The following is an 18,885-nucleotide window of genomic DNA, read 5'->3' on the forward strand; positions in this document are numbered from 1 at the left end:
GCCTCGCCCGGAGAATCCGATGGCCCTATTCCGGGCCTTCACCGTCCTCGCCCTGCAAGGCTTTGGCGGCGTGCTGGCCGTGGCCCAGCGCGAGCTGGTCGAGAAACGCGGATGGCTGAGCAAGGCGGAGTTCGTCGAGCTGCTGGCCATCTCGCAGGTGCTGCCCGGCCCCAACGTGGTCAACATTTCCCTGATGATTGGCGACCGCTTCTTTGGCTTGCGTGGCGCGGCAGCGGCACTGGCCGGCATGTTCGCCCTGCCCTGCGTCATCGTCCTGAGCCTGGCCGCGGTTTCCGAGCAGCTGCTGGCACATCCCGCCATGGCCGGGGCATTGCGCGGCATGGGCGCCGTGGCCGCAGGCCTGATCCTGGCCACCGGCCTGAAGCTGCTGGGCAGCCTGCGTGGCAACGTGATGGGACGCCTCCTGTGCCTGCTGCTCGGTACTGCCACGATCATCGCCGTGGCGGTGCTGCGCTGGCCCCTGATCTGGGTGGTGCTGGGCCTGGGCAGCATGGGCATGGTCATGGCCTGGTGGCGCTTGAGGGAGCTGCGCTGATGCCACCGGTCGACCTCCTGCAGCTCTTTTTGCACTTTCTGGCGATGTCCTTGCTGGCAATTGGCGGCGGCATCACGACGGCGCCTGAAATGCACCGTTTCCTGGTCGTCGACAAGGGCTGGATGACGGACACGACCTTCACCAGCTCGATAGCGCTGGCGCAGGCGGCGCCCGGGCCCAACATCCTTTTTGTGGCCGTGCTCGGCTGGAACCTGGCCGGGCCGGCAGGCGCGGCGGTGACGATGGCCGGCATCATGCTGCCCTCCACCCTCCTTGTGCTGGCCGCCTCGCGCTGGGCCCGCGACAACCGCGAGCACATCGGCGTGCGCGCCTTCAGCAGCGGCATGGCGCCGCTCACGCTCGGGTTGATCATCGCCACCGGCTGGCTGCTCGCCCAGCCCTACCTGACAGCGCCTGAACACCGGCTGGCAACGCTGGTGCTGATCGCCATCACGCTTGCATTGATGCTGCGCACCAAGCTCAGCCCGGTGTGGATGGTGCTGGGCGGCGGCGTGGTGGGTGCGCTGGGCTGGGTTTGACCAAGTCTCTCGCGCCTCAACCTTCCTTGGTGCCGAAGATCTTGTCGCCGGCGTCGCCCAGGCCGGGGATGATGTAGCCGTGTTCGTTCAGATGGCTGTCGATGGCCGCCGTCCAGCAACGCACATCGGGGTGGGCTTTGGTCAGGGCCGCCACGCCTTCAGGCGCTGCGACCAGCACCAGGGCACGGATGTCCTTGGCGCCACGTCGCTTGAGGAGGTCGATGGTGGCAATCATCGAGCCGGCCGTGGCCAGCATCGGGTCAACGATCAAAGCCGTGCGTTCATCAAGCTGGCCGACAAAGCGCTCGAAGTAGTGCACCGGCTGCAGCGTCTCGTGGTCGCGGGCCAGGCCGACGACGCTGACCTTGGCGTTGGGCATCATGTCCAGCACGCCGTCCAGCATCCCGAGGCCGGCACGCAGGATGGGCACGACCGTGACCTTGCGCCCGGCGATCTGGTCGACCTCGGTCGGGCCGCTCCAGCATTCCAGCGTCGTCTTCTCGAGCGGAAAGTCGGCCGTCGCCTCATAGGCCAGCAGGCGCGCCACCTCGCCGGTCAGCTCACGGAACTTCTTGGTCGAGATGTCGGCCTCGCGCATCAGGCCGATCTTGTGCTTGACGAGCGGATGTTTGACTTCGATGACGGCCATGATCTGTGCTTCTTTTCTGGTGTGAGTTGGCAGGATTATCGGCGCTGGCGCAGCGCCTCGAACAGGCAGACGCCCGCAGCCACGGACACATTGAGGCTCTCGACCGCACCCTTCATCGGGATGCTGACCAGCTCGTCGCAGGTCTTGGCGGTCAGCTGGCGCATGCCGTCGCCTTCGGCGCCGAGCACCAGGGCCACGGGGCCCTTCAGGTCCAGCTCGTAGATCGACTTGGTGGCCTGGTCAGAGGTGCCGATCACCCAGATATTGCGTTCCTTCAGTTCGTTGAGCGTGCGCGCCAGGTTGGTGACCATGAAGTAGGGCACGGTCTCGGCCGCGCCGCTGGCCACCTTGGCCACGGTGGCATTGACGCCGACCGAATGGTCCTTGGGTGCGATCACCGCTTGCGCACCGGCGCCATCGGCCACGCGCAGGCAGGCGCCGAGGTTGTGCGGGTCGGTCACGCCGTCCAGCACCAGCAGCAGCGGCTCGGCGCCCTCGCCTTCCAGCGCGTCGAGCAGGTCGTCCAGCGAATGCTGCTGGACCAGGGCCGTCACTCGGGCGACGACGCCCTGGTGGCGCGGGCTGCCGCTGAGCTTGGTGAGGCGGTCGTCATCGCTTTCTATCAGCTTGACGCCGGCCTCCCTGACCCGTTCGACGAGCTGGCGCATGCGCTGGTCGCGCCGGCTTGCATCGACATGGATCTCCTGGATCGAGGCCTGGGCGGTCTTCAGCCGCACGGTGATGGCATGGAAGCCGAAGAGGATTTGCTTGGGTGCGCTCATCGCGCCATTGTCGCAGTCCAGGCGAACAGGAGGCCAATCAGGATGGGCTGATGCAGCATGTAGAAGCTCAGCGACCAGCGGCCAAGCACGGCGAGCGGCTGCAAGGCGGCGGGAAGCTGCCCCTGCAGCCAGGCCGGCTTGGTGGCCAGCAGCCAGCGGCCCAGCGCCCAACCCCACAGCATCACGCCCAGCCAGGGCAGCAGCGGCACATAGTCTTCGGTGATCGGCTTGGCCGTGGTGAAGCCAAGCCAGTTGGTCCAGCGGCTGTCGAAGAATGCGTGCGAACAGAGCTGCGGCAGCGCGATGGCTGCGGCGCCTATCAGTGATGCAGCGGCCTGCCCCAGGTGCGGCCCGGCCCAGCGCAGGATCAGCAGCATCAAGGCCAGGGCATGCAGGACGCCGAAGCTGATCCAGCTCTGCGGGAACATCAGGGCCGAGCCGGCAGACACCAGCAAGGCGCACACGGCCACCTGACCCCAGCGCCGCCAGAAGCGCGGCCAGCCGAGACCCTGGGCCTGGGCCACGGCCTGGCCCAGGCCAGCGCAGAGCAGGAACAGGCTGACGATGGCGGAGCGCTGGCCGGTCCAGAACGGGTCGCGGTAAAAATCGGCCGCAATCAGCTTGAAAAAGCGCAGGTCGAAACAGAAATGGAAGCCCGCCATCCAGACAATGGCGGCACCGCGCAAGGCATCGAGACGGTCAAAGCGCGGTGATGGATGAGAGAAGCTGCTGGGCATCAGGCGCGCAGTCTATGCCGGCCGGAGAAACTTACCGATGAAGATCATGCAGACCACTCGCCAGCTGCTTCTGGCAGCGCTGGCCGCCCTGGCCACGCTCGCCACAACTTGCGTCCCAGCCCATGCGGGCCCGGAGGCGCATCCCCGTCCCGTCACGCCACGCGGCGCCTTCGAGCCCTCGGAGCAGAACAACATCAATGTGTTCCGCAAGGTGTCACCTTCCGTGGTCCATATCACCACGCTGGACGTGCAGCGCGACCTGTTCTCGCGCAATGTGCAGGAGGTGCCACATGGCACGGGCACCGGCTTCATCTGGGACGAGCAGGGCCACATCGTCACCAACTTCCATGTGATCCAGGGCAGCGACCTGTTCCGGGTCACGCTGTCGGACCAGACCAGTTTCGACGCCCGTCTTGTCGGCGCCTTCGTCGACCGCGACATCGCCGTGCTGCGCATCACGGCGCCGCGCGACAAGTTGCTGCCGATTGCCGTCGGCAGCAGCCGCGACCTGCAGGTGGGTCAGAACGTCTATGCGATCGGCAACCCCTTCGGCCTGGACCAGACGCTGACGCGCGGCATCGTCTCCGCGCTGAACCGCGAGATCGACTCGCTCAACCGCCGCAGCATCCGGGGCGTGATCCAGACCGATGCGGCCATCAACCCCGGCAACTCCGGCGGGCCGCTGCTCGATTCGGCCGGCCGGCTGATTGGCGTCAACACGCAGATCTACAGCCCCAGCGGCGCCAGCGCCGGCATCGGCTTTGCCATTCCGGTGGACGAGGTCAACCGCGTGGTGCCGCGGCTGATACGCGACGGCCGCTTCATCCGCCCGGCGCTGGGCATCACCTCGGGCCCGCCGCAGCTGCATCAGGCGCTGCGCCTGCCCAAGGGCGTGGCCATCGTGGCCGTGGGCCAGCGCAGCCCGGCCAAGGCCGCCGGCCTGCAGCCGTTCAGCCGCGACCGCAACGGCCGCATCGTCAATGGCGATGTGATCACGGCCATCAACGATGAGGCGATTGCCGACCTGGACGACATGCTGAGCTTGCTCGAGCGCCGCCAGCCTGGCGACACCGTGCGCCTGACGCTCTGGCGCGAGGGCAAGATTCGACAGCAGGCGGTGAAGCTGGGCGAGTCCGACCAATAAGCCGCCATTGGCAGCAATAGGCCCGGCCGGGCAAGGGTCGGGGCCTCGCTCCTAGACTGCCAGGCATGAGTTCAGCCGTTCCCCTCTCCATCCTCGACCTCGCACCCATCGTCGAGGGCAGCGATGCCGCCGCCGCGCTGCGCCAGAGCATTGCGCTGGCCCGTCATGCCGAGGGCCTCGGCTACCAGCGCTTCTGGGTGGCCGAGCATCACAACATGGAGGGCGTGGCCAGCTCGGCCACGGCCGTGCTGATCGGCCAGCTTGCAGCCGCCACCGAGAAGATTCGCGTGGGCGCCGGCGGCATCATGCTGCCCAACCATGCGCCGCTGACGATTGCCGAGCAGTTCGGCACCCTGGCCACGCTCTTCCCCGGCCGCATTGACCTTGGCCTGGGCCGCGCACCTGGCACCGACGGGCCCACGATGCGTGCCCTGCGCCGCCATCTCTCCAGTGCGGCCGAAGACCGTTTTCCCGAAGACGTGCTGGAGCTGCAAGGCTATCTGGCGCCGGCCAAGGAGGGGCAGGTCGTACGCGCCATCCCCGGCCAGGGCACGGAGGTGCCGATCTGGCTGCTCGGCTCCAGCCTTTACGGCGCGCAGCTGGCTGCCTACCTCGGCCTGCCGTTTGCCTTCGCATCACACTTCGCGCCCGACCTGCTGATGCAGGCGCTCGACATCTATCGCAGCCAGTACCGGCCGAGCGCGCGCCACCCCAGGCCCCACGCGATGATGGGCTTGAACGTGGTGGTGGCCGACAGCGACGAGCAAGCCGCCTACCTCTTTACCTCGCTGCAACAACGATTCCTGGGCATGCAGCGCGGCCAGCGCGGGCCCTTGCCAAGGCCTGTCGACAGCATGGATGCATTGTGGACCGCAGCTGAAAAAGCCGGCGTCCAGCGCATGCTGGCCGAGGCCGTGGTCGGCTCGCCTGCAACGGTGCGCGCGGGCCTGCGAGCCACACTGGCGCGCACCCAGGTTGATGAATTCATCGTCGCCTGCGGCGTGCATGACGCCGCGGCAAGGCAGCGCTCCTACACGCTGCTGGCCGAGCTCTGGCCCTGAAGAACTACTCGCGCCAGTCGAAGCGCCACCAGGCCAGACCGGCGAATACGGCGGACGACAGCAGCAGCACGGCGGCGGCCTTGACCGCCTCGATCAGCTCCAGCCCGCGCCAGGTCATCGCGTCCAGCCCGTCGACGGCCCATCGCACCGGCACCACCAGCGTCAGCTCCTGCATCCACTGCGGGAATACGAAGCTCGGCACCCAGGCGCCGCCCAGCATCACCATCATCAGGGTGGCGAGAATGGCCAGGCCGCGCGTGGCCTCGGGTGAGCGACCCACGGCCGCCAGGAAGAGGCCGAACCCGGCGGTGAACAGGCCATAGCCGAACACCACCAGGGCAAGGCCCAGCCAGCTGCCCTGCACGCGGTAGCCGAAGATCAGCATGCCACTGAGCATCACCAGGCCCAGGATGCTGGCTGCGATCAGGGTGGTGCTGCAGAAATGGCTGGCCAGCAGGGTGAAGCGCGACAAGGGCGCCGACCGCAGCCGCAGCCACAGGCCCGCGCGCCGCGCCAGCAGGATGCCCACGCCGAGTTCCACGCCCATGAAGAGCACGAACTGCGCGCCCATGCCGGCAAAGGAATGCGCATAGCCGTTGTAGCCATGCTCGCCCGAGCTGAGCGCCTCTTCGGTCATCTTGAAGGGCATGCTCATGCCGCCAACGCTGGCCTTACCTTCATCTGCACCCGAAGCCGCGGAAGCAGAGGACGCGGCCGCTGCTTGCCTGTTCTGCACCTCGCGCAGGCTGCTGAACAGCTTGGCAAGGCTCGCCTTGTCGGCGGCATTCATGCCTTCTGCCTTGTCCAGGCGCGCCAGGCTTTCATCCACCAGCTTGCCACCGCTCGCGCCGCTGAAAGCAGAGTTCATCGTCTGCTGCATCGCATACTGCGAGAACATGCCGCTGAGCATGCTCTTGGCCATCTTCTCGGACGGGTCGTAGATCAGGCGAACGTCGGCCTTGTCCTGGCCCATCAAGGCTGCGCCGGCCTTCTCGCCAAAGCCGGCCGGCAGGATCAGGGCAGCGCGCAGCTTGCCGCGCTTGACCTGGTCTTCAGCCGTGGCCTGGTCCAGCTGCTGCAGGTCCAGCGATGCGTCCGCTGCCATGGCCTTGACGATGCGCCCGGAGAGCTCGCTGCGGTCCAGGTCGGCCACCGCAACTTTCACGCGCAGGGGCTTGTCGTCCTTGCCGCTGCCGCCGAACAGCGAACCGAAGAAGGCCGCAATGATGATGGGCATGGCCAGGTTGATGGCCATGGCGCGCCGGTTGCTCAGATAGAGCCGGACCTGGACGCGGATGAGAGCAAGCAATGCGTTCATGTTCTTCTGCCTTCAATCGCGCAGGCTGCGGCCGGTCAGTGAAAGGAACAGCGCCTCCAGGCTGGCGCGGCCCGAGGACAGTTGCTGAACCTGCACGCCCTGCTTTTGCAGCAGCTGGAGGATTTCAGGCACCGCGTCCAGTGTGGCCAGACCCATGCGCAGCTGCTCGCCCTGGCGGTCCAGGCTCTGTACGGCGAGCACGGCACGCAGCGCAGCCTCGTCCGGCTCGCCGGCAATCCGCAGCTCCAGGCTGGCCGCCATCGGCAGCTTGGACAGCAAGGCGCCCAGGCTGTCCGAGGCGATCACGCGGCCCTGGTCCATGATGACGATGCTGTCGCAAAGGCGCTCGGCCTCTTCCATGTAATGCGTGGTGTAGAGCAAGGCGCGGCCCTGCGCGCGCAGCTGGATCAGCGTGTCGAAGATCGCATTGCGGCTTTGCGGGTCCACGCCCACGGTGGGCTCGTCGAAGATCAAGACGTCAGGCTCATGCAGCAAGGCGCAGGCGATGTTCAAGCGGCGCTTCATGCCGCCGCTGAACTGCTCGACCTTGTCCTTGGCCCGCTCGGTGAGGCCAGCCACCTGCAAGGCGGCCGCCACACGCTGGCGGCACGTCTCGCCGCCCAGGCCATAGAGAGCGGCGAAGGTTTGCAGATTGGCTTCGGCGCTCAGCGTCTCGTACAGCGCCAACTCCTGCGGCACGACGCCGATTCGGCGCTTCTTGGGGTCATCGTCGCCTGCCATCGCCTGGCCATCGATCAGCACCTGGCCCTTGTCGGGCGGCAGGAGGCCGCAGATCATCGCAACCGAGGTGCTCTTGCCTGCGCCGTTGGGGCCGAGCAGGCCCAGCGTCTGGCCGGCGCGCAGGCTCAGACTGAGATCGCTCACGACCTGGCGTGTTCCGAACGATTTGCAAAGACCTTCGACCGTCAGCATCCGCGCTCCCTGTGGGAAAAGTCGGCGGATGATAGCGAGGCCTTGTGCGCTGTGCGGAAGATTTTCGGGTCAGGCCGGCCAGCCGCCTCTGCGTGCAGCCGACCGGTTTTCTGTTGCCCCCGGGGCCTCCACTGGTACCCGGAAGGAAGCCTGAAACCAGGGTCCCCTCTCTCCTCAATCGGCAATCTTTGTTACCGTGGCGGCATTAGAGCGGCCGCGTTCCAGGCCAGCAATGAAGCTGATCGAAACTGATTGCGCAAATAGCCACCGGTTATCAGCGCAAGTCCTCGCCGAAGAGGCTTTCGATCTGGGCGCGCAGCCAGGCAATGGCCGGGTCGCCGGACTGACTGCTGTGCCAGTACTGCCGCACGACGATGGATGGCAGCGGCAAGGGACACTCAACGACGCGCAAGCCAGGAATGACGGCCACGCGCTGCGCCACATGCTGAGTGGCCGTGAAGATGTGGTCGGTCTGCGCCACCACGTAGGGGGCGACCAGCAGCGAATGCACGCGCAGCGTGATGGCCGCGCTGCCGGCCACATCGATGATCGCCTGCTCCACGCGGCTGAAGGCATGCATGGTGTCGCGCAGCGAAGCCACCACATGTTGCTCGCGGCGGAAGGCAGCGAGGTCCATGGTTTGGCCGATGCGCGGATGGCCCTGGCGCACCAGGCAGACATAGGGCACCTCGTAGAGCGCCTGCGAATGCACACGGCTGCCGAAGTCCATGTAGGCGCCCAGGGCCAGATCGACCTCGCCATTGGCCAGCATCGATTCGGTCTGCTGGCTCAGGAGCGGCACGACATCGAAGCGGACACCCGGCGCCAGTGCCGCAGCGCTAGCCACCAGACGCGGCATGAAGTGGATGGCGCCGATCTCGGAGCAGCTGATGCGGAATACGCGCGAGGAACGCGCTGGCTCGAAGCCGGCCTGCGCGCGCAGCTCACCGTCGGCGATGCGCAGCATGTCAACGACATGCGGAGCCAGCAGGCGCGCGCGCGCCGTAGGTCGCATGCCCTGCTTGCCGCGTATGAACAGGTCTTCGCCGTAGTAGCGGCGCAAGAGCGACAGCGACTTCGAAAGCGCCGGCTGCGTGAGGCCCAGATGCTCGGCAGCCGCCGTCAGGCTCCCCAGGCGGAAGATCGCCTCGAAGGCGCGGAAGTGCAGCAACTCGGGAGAGCGTTCGGCGTTGTCGCCTTGAAGCGCCCTCCGCGTCGCCATGGTCAGCCGATCCAGTGGCGAGCGTTGCGGAACATGCGCATCCAGGGGCTCAGCTCGCTCTTGTCGCCGCTGGTCCAGCTCATCTGGATGTTGCGGAACACGCGCTCCGGGTGCGGCATCAGCACCGTGAAGCGGCCGTCCGCCGTGGTCACGGAGGTCAGGCCGTCCGGGCTGCCGTTCGGGTTGAACGGGTAGACCTCGGTCGGCTGTCCATCGTTGCCAACGTAACGCATGGCGCGAGCCACCTTGGCCGCATCGCCACGCTGCGAGAAGTCCGCAAAGCCTTCACCATGCGCCACGGCGATGGGCAGGCGGCTGCCTTCCATGCCCTTGAAGAACAGGCTGGGCGACTCGAGCACCTCGACCATGGCCAGGCGCGCCTCGAACTGCTCGCTCTTGTTGCGCGTGAACTTGGGCCAGGCTTCGGCGCCCGGGATGATGGGCGACAGCGCCGCCATCATCTGGCAGCCGTTGCACACGCCCAGCGCGAAGCTGTCGCTGCGCGCGAAGAATGCCTTGAACTGCTCGGACAACACAGGGTTGAACATCACCGAGCGGGCCCAGCCTTCACCGGCACCCAGGGTGTCGCCATAGCTGAAGCCGCCGCAGGCGACAAAGCCCTTGAACTGCTCTAGCGTCACGGCGCCCGCTTGCAGATCGCTCATGTGGACGTCGTAGGTCTCGAAGCCGGCCTTGGCCATCGCATAACTCATCTCGACGTGCGAGTTGACACCCTGCTCGCGCAGGATCGCCAGCTTCGGCTTTGCGCCCACATTGATGAACGGCGCAGCGATGTCTTCCTTCGGGTCGAAGCTCAAGTGCACGTGCAGGCCGGCGTCATCCGCGCGGCCGGCATGCGCATGCTCGCTCTCGGCGCAGGCCGGGTTGTCACGCAACTGGGCGATGCGCGAGGAGACTTCGTCCCAGCTCTTGTGCAGCGTTTCCAGCGGCGCAGCAAACACCTTCTTGGCATCGCGCCAGACTTCCATCTGCCCCGTGCTGTTGGGCTTGCCGACCACATGGCTGCAAGCCGAGAGGCCATGCTTGCGGAGAAGCTGCAGCGTCGCGTCACGGTCTGCCGTGGCCACTTGCAGGACCACGCCCAGCTCTTCGTTGAACAGCGCCTTCAGCGTCAGCTCGTCGCGGCGGGCGGCCACCTGACCGGCCCAGTTCTTGACGTCGCCGACATCGGCCAGGCCTTCGGCCTCGGTCACCAGGATGTCCACATTCAGGCTCACGCCCAGATGACCGGCAAAACCCATCTCGCAGGCCGTGGCCCAGAGGCCGCCGTCGCCACGGTCGTGATAGGCCAGGAGCTTGCCTTCGGCGCGCAGCTCGTTCACGGCTGCAACCAGCTGCTTCAGCAGGGCCGCGTCGTCAAGGTCGGGGACGGCGCCACCGAACTGGTTCAAGGCCTGCGCCAGGATGGAGCCACCCATGCGGTTCTTGCCTTGGCCGAGGTCTACCAGGATCAGCGTCGTGTCGCCGGTCTGCAATTGCGGCGTCAAGGTGCCACGCACATCGGCCAGCGATGCAAAGGCCGTGATGATGAGGGACACAGGTGCAGTGACCTGCTGGACGGTGCCACTGTCGTCGGTCCAGCGGGTGCGCATCGACAAGGAGTCCTTGCCCACCGGGATCGAGATGCCCAGCTGCGGGCACAGCTCCATGCCGACCGCCTTGACCGTGTCGAACAGCGCCGCGTCTTCACCTGGCTCGCCACAAGCGGCCATCCAGTTGGCACTCAGCTTGACTCGCGACAGCTCGATGGGCGCGGCCAGCAGATTGGTGATGGACTCGCCCACAGCCATGCGGCCCGAGGCGGGGCCATTGATCGCGGCCAGCGGCGTGCGCTCGCCCATGCTCATGGCCTCGCCGGCAAAACCCTGGAAGTCGGCCAGCGTGACGGCGCAATCGGCCACCGGCACCTGCCAGGGGCCGACCATCTGGTCGCGGCTGTTGAGGCCGCCGACGGTGCGGTCGCCGATGGTGATCAGGAAGCGCTTGGATGCGACGGTCGGGTGGCGCAGCACGTCGAAGGCGACCTTGGACAGGTCCACGCCGGTCAGCTCGATGCGGCCGGCATCGCGGGCCAGGCGGGTCACTTCGCGGTGCATCTTGGGCGGCTTGCCCAAGAGCACGTCCATTGGCATGTCGATGGCGCGCTCGCCACCTTCGCCATCTTCCAGCACCAGCTCGCGTTGCTCGGTCGTCACGCCGACCACGGCGAACGGGCAGCGCTCACGCTCGCACATGGCCTTGAACAGCTCAAGGCTGCCCGGCGCGATGGCAAGGACGTAGCGCTCCTGGCTCTCGTTGCACCAGATTTCCTTGGGTGCGAGGCCCGACTCTTCCAGCGGCACCTTGCGCAGGTCGAAGCGCGCGCCACGGCCAGCGTCATTCACCAGCTCGGGGAAGGCGTTCGAGATGCCGCCAGCGCCCACGTCGTGAATCGCAAGGATGGGGTTGCGTTCGGCCAGCCCCCAGCAATGGTTGATCACCTCTTGCACGCGACGTTCGATCTCGGGGTTGCCGCGCTGCACCGAGTCGAAGTCCAGGTCGGCCGTGTTCGTGCCAGCCGCCATCGAGCTGGCGGCGCTGCCGCCCATGCCAATGCGCATGCCCGGGCCGCCGAGCTGGATCAGCAAGGAGCCTGCCGGGAACTCGATCTTCCTGGTGAGGTCGGCGCGGATCGTGCCCAGGCCGCCGGCAATCATGATGGGCTTGTGATAACCGCGCTGCACGCCGTCCACTTCCTGCTCGTACACGCGGAAGTAGCCGTTCAGGTTCGGGCGGCCGAATTCGTTGTTGAAAGCCGCGCCACCGAGCGGGCCTTCGATCATGATCTGCAAGGGGCTGGCGATGTGCGCCGGCTTGCCGATGTTCATCGCTTCCCAGGGTTCATTCAAACCCGGCAAGCGCAGGTTCGAGACCGAGAAGCCGGTCAGTCCCGCCTTGGGCTTGGAGCCACGGCCGGTGGCACCTTCGTCGCGGATTTCGCCACCGGCGCCGGTCGAGGCACCGGGGAACGGCGAGATCGCGGTCGGGTGATTGTGCGTCTCGACCTTCATCAAGACATGCGACAGCTCGGCACGTGCTTCGTACTTCGGCGCGCGCTGGTCGCCGGCCTGCATCCAGCGCTCGATCTGATGGCCTTCCATCACGGCAGCGTTGTCCGAATAGGCGATCACCGTGTGCTGCGGATGCAGCTTTTCGGTGTTGCGGATCATGCCGAACAGGCTCAAGGCCTGGTCTTCACCATCGACCGTGAACTTGGCATTGAAGATCTTGTGGCGGCAGTGTTCGCTGTTGGCCTGCGCGAACATCATCAGCTCGACGTCGCTGGGGTTGCGTTTCAGGTTCGTGAAGGCGCTGACCAGGTAGTCGATCTCGTCGTCCGACAACGCGAGGCCGAAGGTCTTGTTGGCCGACTCCAGCGCCGCACGCCCCTGGCCCAGCACGTCGACATGCTCCAGGCCTTGGGCGCTTTTTTCGTCGAACAGATGGGCGGCGTCTTCGCGGGCCAAGAGCACGCTCTCGGTCATGCGGTCATGCAGCAGCTCGGCACAGGCGATCTGCTCTTCGCGGCTGAGAGTCTTCGCGCCGGCGCCAATTGAAGACAGAAGGCCACTCTTCAATGTGATTCGGTATTCGGTGACGCGCTCGACGCGGTGCACCTGCAGGCCGCAGTTGTGGGCGATGTCGGTGGCCTTGGAGGCCCATGGGCTGACAGTTCCAAGGCGTGGCGCCACGACAACCAGCGTGCCCTCTTCCGTCGGGCCTTCGTAGGCATCGCCGTAGTTCAGGAGCTCGGCCAGCTTGGCCTGGCCGGCGGCGTCCATCGCTGCATCGAGCCAGACCCAGTGGACATGGCGGGCATGGACAGCCGTGATCTTCTCGTTGACCGCCTGCAAGCGCGGCAGCAGGGCCTGGGAACGGAAAGCAGACAGCGCGTTGCCGCCTGCGAACGAGAGCAGATACTTTTGATGTGCCATGGAGTCCCGCGATAGCTGCCGGCCCGGGTCGGGCTGGGCTTCAAACCGCGGGATTCTACCGAGAGCCGGAGCACTCGCCGGGCAGAGCCGGCAAGTTTCACTGGGGCGTAAGGCTTAGGCGCCCGCCTTCATCGCGGCCACGATGGCCTCGGTGCGATCCAGCAGCGCGCCCTGGTCGATGGTCGTCAGCTCACGGCCCTTCAAGACCCGGCGGCCATTGACCCAGACATCCGACACATGCTCTCGGCCGGCCACATAGACCAGCTGAGCTTCCGGGTTGTAGACCGGGCGGCATTCCAGTGCGGCCAGCGACACGGCAACGACGTCAGCCAGCTTGCCCACTTCCAGCGAACCCAGGTCGTCGCCGCGGCCCATGGCCTTGGCGGCGCGAATCGTGGCCATCTCGAGCGCGGTGCGGGCCGAAACGGTCGTCGCGTTCTGCGTCACGCCCTTGGCCAGCAAGGCCGCGGCGCGGATTTCGCCGAACATGTCCTGACGGTTGTTGGATGCAGCACCGTCGGTACCGAGGATGGTGTTGACGCCCGCGGCCTCCAGCGCAGTCACCGGTGCGATGCCCGAAGCGAGCTTCAGGTTGGAGTTCGGGTTGTGGACCAGGTGCACACCATTGCGGGCCAGCATCGGAATCTCTTCCTCGTCCAGATGCACCATGTGCACGGCGATCATGCGCTCGTTCAAGAGGCCCAGCTTGTCCAGGCGCGCCAGCGGCCGCATGCCGAACTGCTTGAGGCTTTCATCGACCTCATGCTGGGTTTCATGGATGTGGCAATGCATCTGCAGATCGTGCTTCTCGGCCAGCTCGCGCAGCTTGATGAAGGTTTCGTCCGACACCGTGTAGGGCGCATGCGGCGCCGAAGTCCAGTCCAGCAGCGCCTCGCCCTTGAACTGGCCATAGGCGGCCAGGCCCTTGGCGATGTAGTCGTCCGGGCCGGCCGCATAGCCGGTGGGGAAGTCGATCACATTGATCGACACGCCGGCGCGGATGCCCGAATCGATGGCGGCACGTGCCATCGCGGTCGGGAAGAAGTACATGTCGTTCAGGTAGGTCACGCCGCCACGCAGCGCCTCGGCCGCCGACAGCAGCGAGCCCTGGTAGGTCCAGTCCTCGCTGACCCACTGCTTCTCCAGTGGCCAGATGTGGTTCTGCAGCCAGTCCATCAGCGGCACGTCGTCTGCCACGCCGCGCAACAGCGACATCGCCGAATGGGTGTGCGAATTGATCAGGCCAGGGATCAGCACATGCTCGCGCAGCTCGACCACTTCGGCGCCGGGATAGAGCGCCGCGGCCTGGGCCCAGGGCAGCACAGCAGCGATGCGCTGGTCGTCCATCACCAGGCTGTGCTTTTCCAGCGTGCCGGTGCCGGCAGCCATGGGGATGATCCAGCCGGCGTTCAAAAGGGTGATGCTCATGTCGATTCCTTGTCTTGCGAATTCATTCTTCAAAGGCCGCGGCAAACAGCCGCAGCATGCCGGCCGCATCAACGCCGATGCAAGCCTGCTGGGCCGGGCAGGCACTCCAGGGCGTGACAGCGCCGGTGGGCTTGTGATGGTCCTGGATGGTCTGGCCGCGCGCGATGCCATCTTGCACCACACGCACCGGCCCTGAGCGCAGCTTGAACAGCGTGGGTTCGATCAGGTAGGCCGCGGCACTCGCATCATGCGAGTAGATGCCGCCGATGCCGTCGCGCTCATGATAGAAGTCCTGGTAGTGGCGCGTGGCCTCCCACAGGAAGTCGCCCGCGCCCTGCCCTTTGCCGCGCAGGGCGGCCAGGTACTCGTGCTTCATAACGGTTTCCTGGGTCACATCGAGGCCGATGATGACCACGGGCCAGGAGGCCGTGAAAACCAGATCGGCCGCTTCCGGATCGTTGATCACATTCGCTTCGGCCACCGGCGTCACATTGCCGCCATGGCCATGGGTGCCGAAGGCGCCAGCCATCACGACCACCTGCTTGACCTTGGCGGCAATGCCGGGGTCGTGGCGCAAGGCCAGCGCCAGGTTGGTCATCGGGCCGACCGCCAGCAGCGTGATCTCACCTGGCTCGGCATTGACCATGTCGCAGATCAGCTCATGCGCCGGTCGCGGGTCAAGCGTCTGCCGAGTCGCCGGCAGGCGCTCGAACATGCCGCCGAGCGCATCGTCGCCATGCACGTGGGCCGGGAAATCGCGCCTCAGGTCTGCTTGCAGCGGGCTGTCAGCACCGGCCGCGACAGGCACCTCAATGCCATAAAAGCCAGCAAGCGCCAGCGCATTGCGGGCGGTGGTCTCGACCGACGCATTGCCAAACGCCGCCGTGATTGCGCGCAGCCTGACCGAGGGATGGCGCGCAAGCAGGAACAAGGCCATCGCGTCGTCGATGCCAGGGTCGGTGTCGAAAATGACCTGGTGTTGAACGTTGCTCATCATCAAGGCCTCACGCCAGGTCAGCACGGCGAGGCATCGCCGATTGCACACCGCTGCGGCTCACAGCAATGGCCGCAGCCGACTGGCCCAGGCGAACGGCGGCTATCGCCGACATGCCTTCGGCCAGCCCGGTAGCCAGGCCGCCGACAAAGGTGTCGCCGGCGCCAACGGTGTCCACCGCCTTCACGGCCGCTGCAGCCACGGTTTGAGAGCCCTCATTCGTCACCAGCAGCGCACCCTGCGCGCCCAGCGTCACCAGCACTTGCTTCGGGCCTCGCTTCAGGAGCGCTTGTGCAGCGGCCAGCGGATCGGGCTCGCCGCTCATCTGCTCGGCCTCGGTTTCGTTGACGACCAGCCAGTCGCTCAGCGCCAGCAACTCGTCGCTCACGGCCAGCGCCGGCGCCGCGTTCAGCACCGTCGTAACGCCGGCCGCGCGGGCCAGGGCAAAGGCTTCTGCAATCGCTGGCATCGGCACCTCGAGCTGGGCCACGACGACCTTGGCCGCATGCAAGAGTGCACGGCTGGCTTGCACGTCGGCAGGCGACAGCTCGGCATTGCTGCCCGGCACGTAGACGATGGAGTTCTCGCCGCCCACGCTCGCAACCATGATGACGGCGATGCCGGGCAAAGCCGCAGCATCCACCGTGCTGCCGCTCGTATCGATGCCTTCGTCACGCAAGGCTTGCAGCAAGGCCTTGCCATGCTGGCGCGTGCCAACACGAGAGACAAACGCCACTGAAGCACCCAGGCGGGCCGCCGCGACAGCCTGGTTGCCGCCCTTGCCGCCCGGTGCCATCACGAAGTCGTGACCGACCAGCGTTTCGCCCGGCGCCGGCAGGCGCGTCGAGTGCGACACCATGTCCATGTTCAGGCTGCCGACGATGACGACACTGGCACTCATTGATTCACCGCAGCAGGCATGGCACGCGGCGCACCGCTGCTCTCACGCACCACGAGGCGCGGGGTGAGCAGCACGTCCTTCAAGGGTGCGCCGGGGTTCTCGATGCGGTCCAGCAGGACCTTGCCAGCCTCGCGCCCCAACTCCTTGATCGACACGCCCACCGTGGTCAGGGCCGGATAGACGAAGGCGCTCAGCTCCACATCGTCGAAGCCGACCACCGACATCTGCTCGGGCAGCTTGAGGCCGCTTTCGGCCGCAGCGCGCAAGGCGCCGATGGCCATCATGTCGTTGCTGGCAAAGATGGCCGACAGGCCGGCCGGGCCACGCAGCAATTGACGTGCGGCTTCGTAGCCGCCGGTATTGCTGAAGTCGCTTTCGATCAGCCAGTCCTCGCCCGGCTGAATGCCGCGCTCGGCCAGGGCACGACGCCAGCCGTCGATACGCTCGCAAGCCACCTCGAATTCGGCCGGGCCGCTGATGCAGCCGATGCGGCGGTGGCCCAGGTCCAGCAGATGGCGGACCGCCTGGTAGGCGCCATCCTGGTTGTGAACCGATACCCGGTCGGCCTTGGCGCCGGCCACCAGGCGGTCCACCGTCACCGCCGGCACCGTGGCCAGCTTGAAGATGCGTGCCAGCGCCGCGGCATCACCGGCCGAGGACAGCAGCAGGCCGTCCACGCGCTTCTCGAGCAGCGTGCGCATGTATTGCTGCTGGCGGCGCGGGTCGTTGTCGGAGTTGCACAGGAAGACCGAGTAGCCGGCCGAACGGCAGCAGTCCTCGACGCCGCAAACCAGCTCGGCAAAGAAGGGGTTGACCACCGTCGGTATCAGCACGCCGATGATCTTGGTTTCGCTCTTGCGCAAGGAGCGGGCCACGGCACTGGGCAGATAGCCGATCTCCTCGACCGCAGCCAGCACGCGCCTGCGCGCATCTGCGCTGACCGGCCGGGTTTCGTTCAGGACATGGGAGACGGTGGTGAACGACACCCCCGCCAAGGCCGCGACATCTTTGATCGTGCTCACGAATCTCAGCCTGATGCAGGAAAACCAAGCGCTGGCGGCCCGGATCTGCTGCCTAGGTCGCGCAGAGGAAGCCTCGCTTGGCGAGTGATGGATGAATTGCGCCAGCAAACGTTTGGCGCCGGAGTGCCAGCATAGCCCAAAAGCGACTCAATACCGCGCCTCATGAGCTGCCTGCTGCTGGAGCTCGATGCCATACAGGCCACGTATCAACCGGACGGTGGTCACCGACGACTTGACCCCTGCAGGCCTCAGGGACGATCCAATTGGCGCAAGCTCGCCCGGGCCTGCTCGGCCTGCGAGAACCTGGGGTCAAGCTCCAGCGCCGCTTGAATGGCGGCCTTGGCCTTGGCCTTGTCGCCACTGCCGGCATAGACCTGGCCCAGCAGGTAATGCGTTTCAGGCAGCGCCTTTGCATTGCCACGCACCAGGGGCTCCAGCAGCTTGATCGCCTCTGCCGATTCGCCGCGCTTGAAATGGACCCATGCCAGTGTTCCCTTGAAACGCGGCTCCTCACCGTTCAAGGCAACGGCCTGCTTGGCCCAGGCCAAACCCTTGTCCGCCACGTCGCTGCGCTCCGCAGCCAGCCAGGCCAGGTTGTTGAAGCCCACGGCCATCTGGGGCGAGAGCCTGACAGCCTCCTTGTAGGCTGCCATCGCTTCATCTGACCGGTTCTGCATTTGCTGGGCCATGCCCAGCTTCAGGTATGCAAGGCTGGACCGAGGATTGGCCTTGACCGCATCGGCAAAGCTGCGCAGCGCAGCGTCAGGCTTGCCCTGGTTCAACAGCAGGTCACCCTTGCCCAGGTAAGCGTCAATCAGACCAGGGCTGAGCTTGAGCGCCTGGTCATAGCTCGCCAGCGCTGCACTGGTGTTGCCGGTCTGCGCCTGGGCGCGCGCCAGGCCCAGCACGGGCAAGGGATTGGTAGGCGCCAGCCTGGCCGACTCAGTGAAGGAGTCGATGGCTTGGCCGGCCTTGCCAGTGAGCAGGAGCATGGTGCCCAGCGCATTGTGTGCGCCGCCCAGCTTGGGGTTGATGACCAATGCACGGCGGAAGTAGTCCGCCGCCACGTCGGGCTTGCCATGGACATTGAAGTACAAGTCGCCAAGATCAACCAGCACGTTGGTTGCGCGGGGATCGGCCTTCAACGCCGCCTGCTTGAAGGATTCTGCCTTCTGGTACTCGCCGCGGGCATAGTGGAGACTGCCCCAGGCGGACAGGGTTGCCGGATCATCGGGCGCCACTCGCAGCGCCTCAGTCAGCCACTTGTTCACCAGCTCCGGTTGATTCGCAACCCGCGCGCTTTCAGCGAGCTGGAGCCAGGGCTCAGGCCAATACGGGGCCAGCTTCGTCGCCGCCTGAAACAGCGCTCGCGCCTTCTCATGATCACGTTTGGCCAGCGCGGCAAGCCCCTGTTCAAGCTTCGCTTGCGCCGCCAGCAGACCAGAAGCGGACGCCGGCTTGGCGCCCGCCTGAGCAGCGATCGGCTCCGCCATCACGATGTGCAGGTTGAGACTGCAGAGCAGGAAAGCAGTGAGCGGCAAATAGCGGAGTTTCATCGACATCCCGTTCAAGAATTGAAAAGCCCCTCGTCGGCTATGCCGGCG

16 protein-coding genes are annotated in these 18,885 nt (G+C 66.2%); 4 read left to right on the forward strand and 12 right to left on the reverse strand.

What is annotated here, in order from left to right:
- Window positions 1-19: 19 nt before the first annotated feature.
- Window positions 20-556, forward strand: coding sequence for a chromate transporter (locus tag V3596_RS06940; RefSeq protein WP_334276948.1), 537 nt, complete (start codon window positions 20-22; stop codon window positions 554-556).
- The gene (locus V3596_RS06945; protein ID WP_334276949.1) at window positions 556-1,095 is read left to right on the forward strand and encodes a chromate transporter; all 540 of its coding nucleotides are present in this window, start codon (window positions 556-558) and stop codon (window positions 1,093-1,095) included. The genes V3596_RS06940 and V3596_RS06945 overlap by 1 nt, the downstream gene beginning before the upstream one ends.
- 16 nt (window positions 1,096-1,111) lie before the next feature.
- On the opposite strand, the gene upp is transcribed toward V3596_RS06945, so the two are convergent.
- Genes upp through V3596_RS06960 form a run of 3 tightly spaced genes read right to left on the reverse strand, consistent with a single transcriptional unit; the run spans window position 1,112 to window position 3,263 of the window.
- Window positions 1,112-1,744: a uracil phosphoribosyltransferase gene (gene upp, locus V3596_RS06950; protein WP_334276950.1), complete on the reverse strand. Its 633-nt coding sequence runs from the start codon at window positions 1,742-1,744 to the stop codon at window positions 1,112-1,114.
- Window positions 1,745-1,779: 35 nt separating this feature from the next.
- Window positions 1,780-2,526 carry a 23S rRNA (guanosine(2251)-2'-O)-methyltransferase RlmB gene (gene rlmB, locus V3596_RS06955; RefSeq protein WP_334276951.1) on the reverse strand — a complete coding sequence of 249 codons (747 nt, stop codon included), beginning with the start codon at window positions 2,524-2,526 and terminating at the stop codon, window positions 1,780-1,782.
- A complete protein-coding gene (locus V3596_RS06960; RefSeq protein ID WP_334276952.1) occupies window positions 2,523-3,263 on the reverse strand; it encodes an acetyltransferase domain-containing protein in 741 nt (246 codons plus the stop codon). Before V3596_RS06960 ends, rlmB begins: the two co-directional genes overlap by 4 nt.
- 46 nt (window positions 3,264-3,309) lie before the next feature.
- Between V3596_RS06960 and V3596_RS06965 the strand changes: the two genes are divergently transcribed.
- Window positions 3,310-4,407 carry a S1C family serine protease gene (locus V3596_RS06965; RefSeq protein WP_334276953.1) on the forward strand — a complete coding sequence of 366 codons (1,098 nt, stop codon included), beginning with the start codon at window positions 3,310-3,312 and terminating at the stop codon, window positions 4,405-4,407.
- Window positions 4,408-4,472: 65 nt separating this feature from the next.
- Window positions 4,473-5,468, forward strand: coding sequence for an LLM class flavin-dependent oxidoreductase (locus tag V3596_RS06970; RefSeq protein WP_334276954.1), 996 nt, complete (start codon window positions 4,473-4,475; stop codon window positions 5,466-5,468).
- Between the two features lie 4 nt (window positions 5,469-5,472).
- Here the strand turns inward: V3596_RS06970 and V3596_RS06975 are convergent, their stop codons facing one another.
- From V3596_RS06975 to V3596_RS07015, 9 genes are all read right to left on the reverse strand, one after another.
- The gene (locus V3596_RS06975) at window positions 5,473-6,786 is read right to left on the reverse strand and encodes an ABC transporter permease (protein ID WP_334276955.1); all 1,314 of its coding nucleotides are present in this window, start codon (window positions 6,784-6,786) and stop codon (window positions 5,473-5,475) included.
- 12 nt (window positions 6,787-6,798) lie between these two features.
- Complete coding sequence (locus tag V3596_RS06980; protein ID WP_334276956.1) at window positions 6,799-7,671, reverse strand: ABC transporter ATP-binding protein; 873 nt, start codon at window positions 7,669-7,671, stop codon at window positions 6,799-6,801.
- Window positions 7,672-7,993: 322 nt separating this feature from the next.
- Entirely contained in the window at window positions 7,994-8,941 is a 948-nt protein-coding gene (locus V3596_RS06985; RefSeq protein WP_334276957.1) for a LysR family transcriptional regulator, read from the reverse strand.
- 2 nt (window positions 8,942-8,943) lie between these two features.
- Window positions 8,944-12,936, reverse strand: coding sequence for a phosphoribosylformylglycinamidine synthase (gene purL, locus V3596_RS06990; protein WP_334276958.1), 3,993 nt, complete (start codon window positions 12,934-12,936; stop codon window positions 8,944-8,946).
- Window positions 12,937-13,050: 114 nt separating this feature from the next.
- Window positions 13,051-14,364 (reverse strand): TRZ/ATZ family hydrolase, encoded by a 1,314-nt coding sequence (locus tag V3596_RS06995; RefSeq protein WP_334276959.1) that lies wholly within the window; start codon window positions 14,362-14,364, stop codon window positions 13,051-13,053.
- A gap of 22 nt (window positions 14,365-14,386) precedes the next feature.
- On the reverse strand, window positions 14,387-15,358 hold the full coding sequence (locus V3596_RS07000) for a nucleoside hydrolase (protein ID WP_334276960.1): 972 nt from the start codon (window positions 15,356-15,358) through the stop codon (window positions 14,387-14,389).
- Between the two features lie 10 nt (window positions 15,359-15,368).
- Window positions 15,369-16,259 (reverse strand): ribokinase, encoded by an 891-nt coding sequence (gene rbsK, locus V3596_RS07005; protein ID WP_334276961.1) that lies wholly within the window; start codon window positions 16,257-16,259, stop codon window positions 15,369-15,371.
- Complete coding sequence (locus V3596_RS07010) at window positions 16,256-17,281, reverse strand: LacI family DNA-binding transcriptional regulator (RefSeq protein ID WP_334276962.1); 1,026 nt, start codon at window positions 17,279-17,281, stop codon at window positions 16,256-16,258. The genes rbsK and V3596_RS07010 overlap by 4 nt, the downstream gene beginning before the upstream one ends.
- 248 nt (window positions 17,282-17,529) lie before the next feature.
- Window positions 17,530-18,837 (reverse strand): tetratricopeptide repeat protein, encoded by a 1,308-nt coding sequence (locus tag V3596_RS07015; RefSeq protein WP_334276963.1) that lies wholly within the window; start codon window positions 18,835-18,837, stop codon window positions 17,530-17,532.
- Window positions 18,838-18,885 lie beyond the last annotated feature (48 nt).

The sequence above is a fragment of the Roseateles microcysteis genome, from assembly GCF_036880965.1.
Classification (GTDB): Bacteria; Pseudomonadota; Gammaproteobacteria; order Burkholderiales; family Burkholderiaceae_C; genus JAUASW01.

Bases quoted from the DNA above. Each gene is read 5' to 3' on its own strand.
- V3596_RS06975 (WP_334276955.1), bottom strand. From the start codon at position 6,786: ATGAACGCATTGCTTGCTCTCATCCGCGTCCAGGTCCGGCTCTATCTG.
- V3596_RS06960 (WP_334276952.1), bottom strand. From the start codon at position 3,263: ATGCCCAGCAGCTTCTCTCATCCATCACCGCGCTTTGACCGTCTCGAT.
- V3596_RS07015 (WP_334276963.1), bottom strand. From the start codon at position 18,837: ATGAAACTCCGCTATTTGCCGCTCACTGCTTTCCTGCTCTGCAGTCTC.
- rbsK (WP_334276961.1), bottom strand. From the start codon at position 16,259: ATGAGTGCCAGTGTCGTCATCGTCGGCAGCCTGAACATGGACATGGTG.
- V3596_RS07000 (WP_334276960.1), bottom strand. From the start codon at position 15,358: ATGAGCAACGTTCAACACCAGGTCATTTTCGACACCGACCCTGGCATC.
- V3596_RS06945 (WP_334276949.1), top strand. From the start codon at position 556: ATGCCACCGGTCGACCTCCTGCAGCTCTTTTTGCACTTTCTGGCGATG.
- V3596_RS06965 (WP_334276953.1), top strand. From the start codon at position 3,310: ATGCAGACCACTCGCCAGCTGCTTCTGGCAGCGCTGGCCGCCCTGGCC.
- V3596_RS06970 (WP_334276954.1), top strand. From the start codon at position 4,473: ATGAGTTCAGCCGTTCCCCTCTCCATCCTCGACCTCGCACCCATCGTC.
- V3596_RS06985 (WP_334276957.1), bottom strand. From the start codon at position 8,941: ATGGCGACGCGGAGGGCGCTTCAAGGCGACAACGCCGAACGCTCTCCC.
- upp (WP_334276950.1), bottom strand. From the start codon at position 1,744: ATGGCCGTCATCGAAGTCAAACATCCGCTCGTCAAGCACAAGATCGGC.
- rlmB (WP_334276951.1), bottom strand. From the start codon at position 2,526: ATGAGCGCACCCAAGCAAATCCTCTTCGGCTTCCATGCCATCACCGTG.
- V3596_RS06940 (WP_334276948.1), top strand. From the start codon at position 20: ATGGCCCTATTCCGGGCCTTCACCGTCCTCGCCCTGCAAGGCTTTGGC.
- V3596_RS06995 (WP_334276959.1), bottom strand. From the start codon at position 14,364: ATGAGCATCACCCTTTTGAACGCCGGCTGGATCATCCCCATGGCTGCC.
- purL (WP_334276958.1), bottom strand. From the start codon at position 12,936: ATGGCACATCAAAAGTATCTGCTCTCGTTCGCAGGCGGCAACGCGCTG.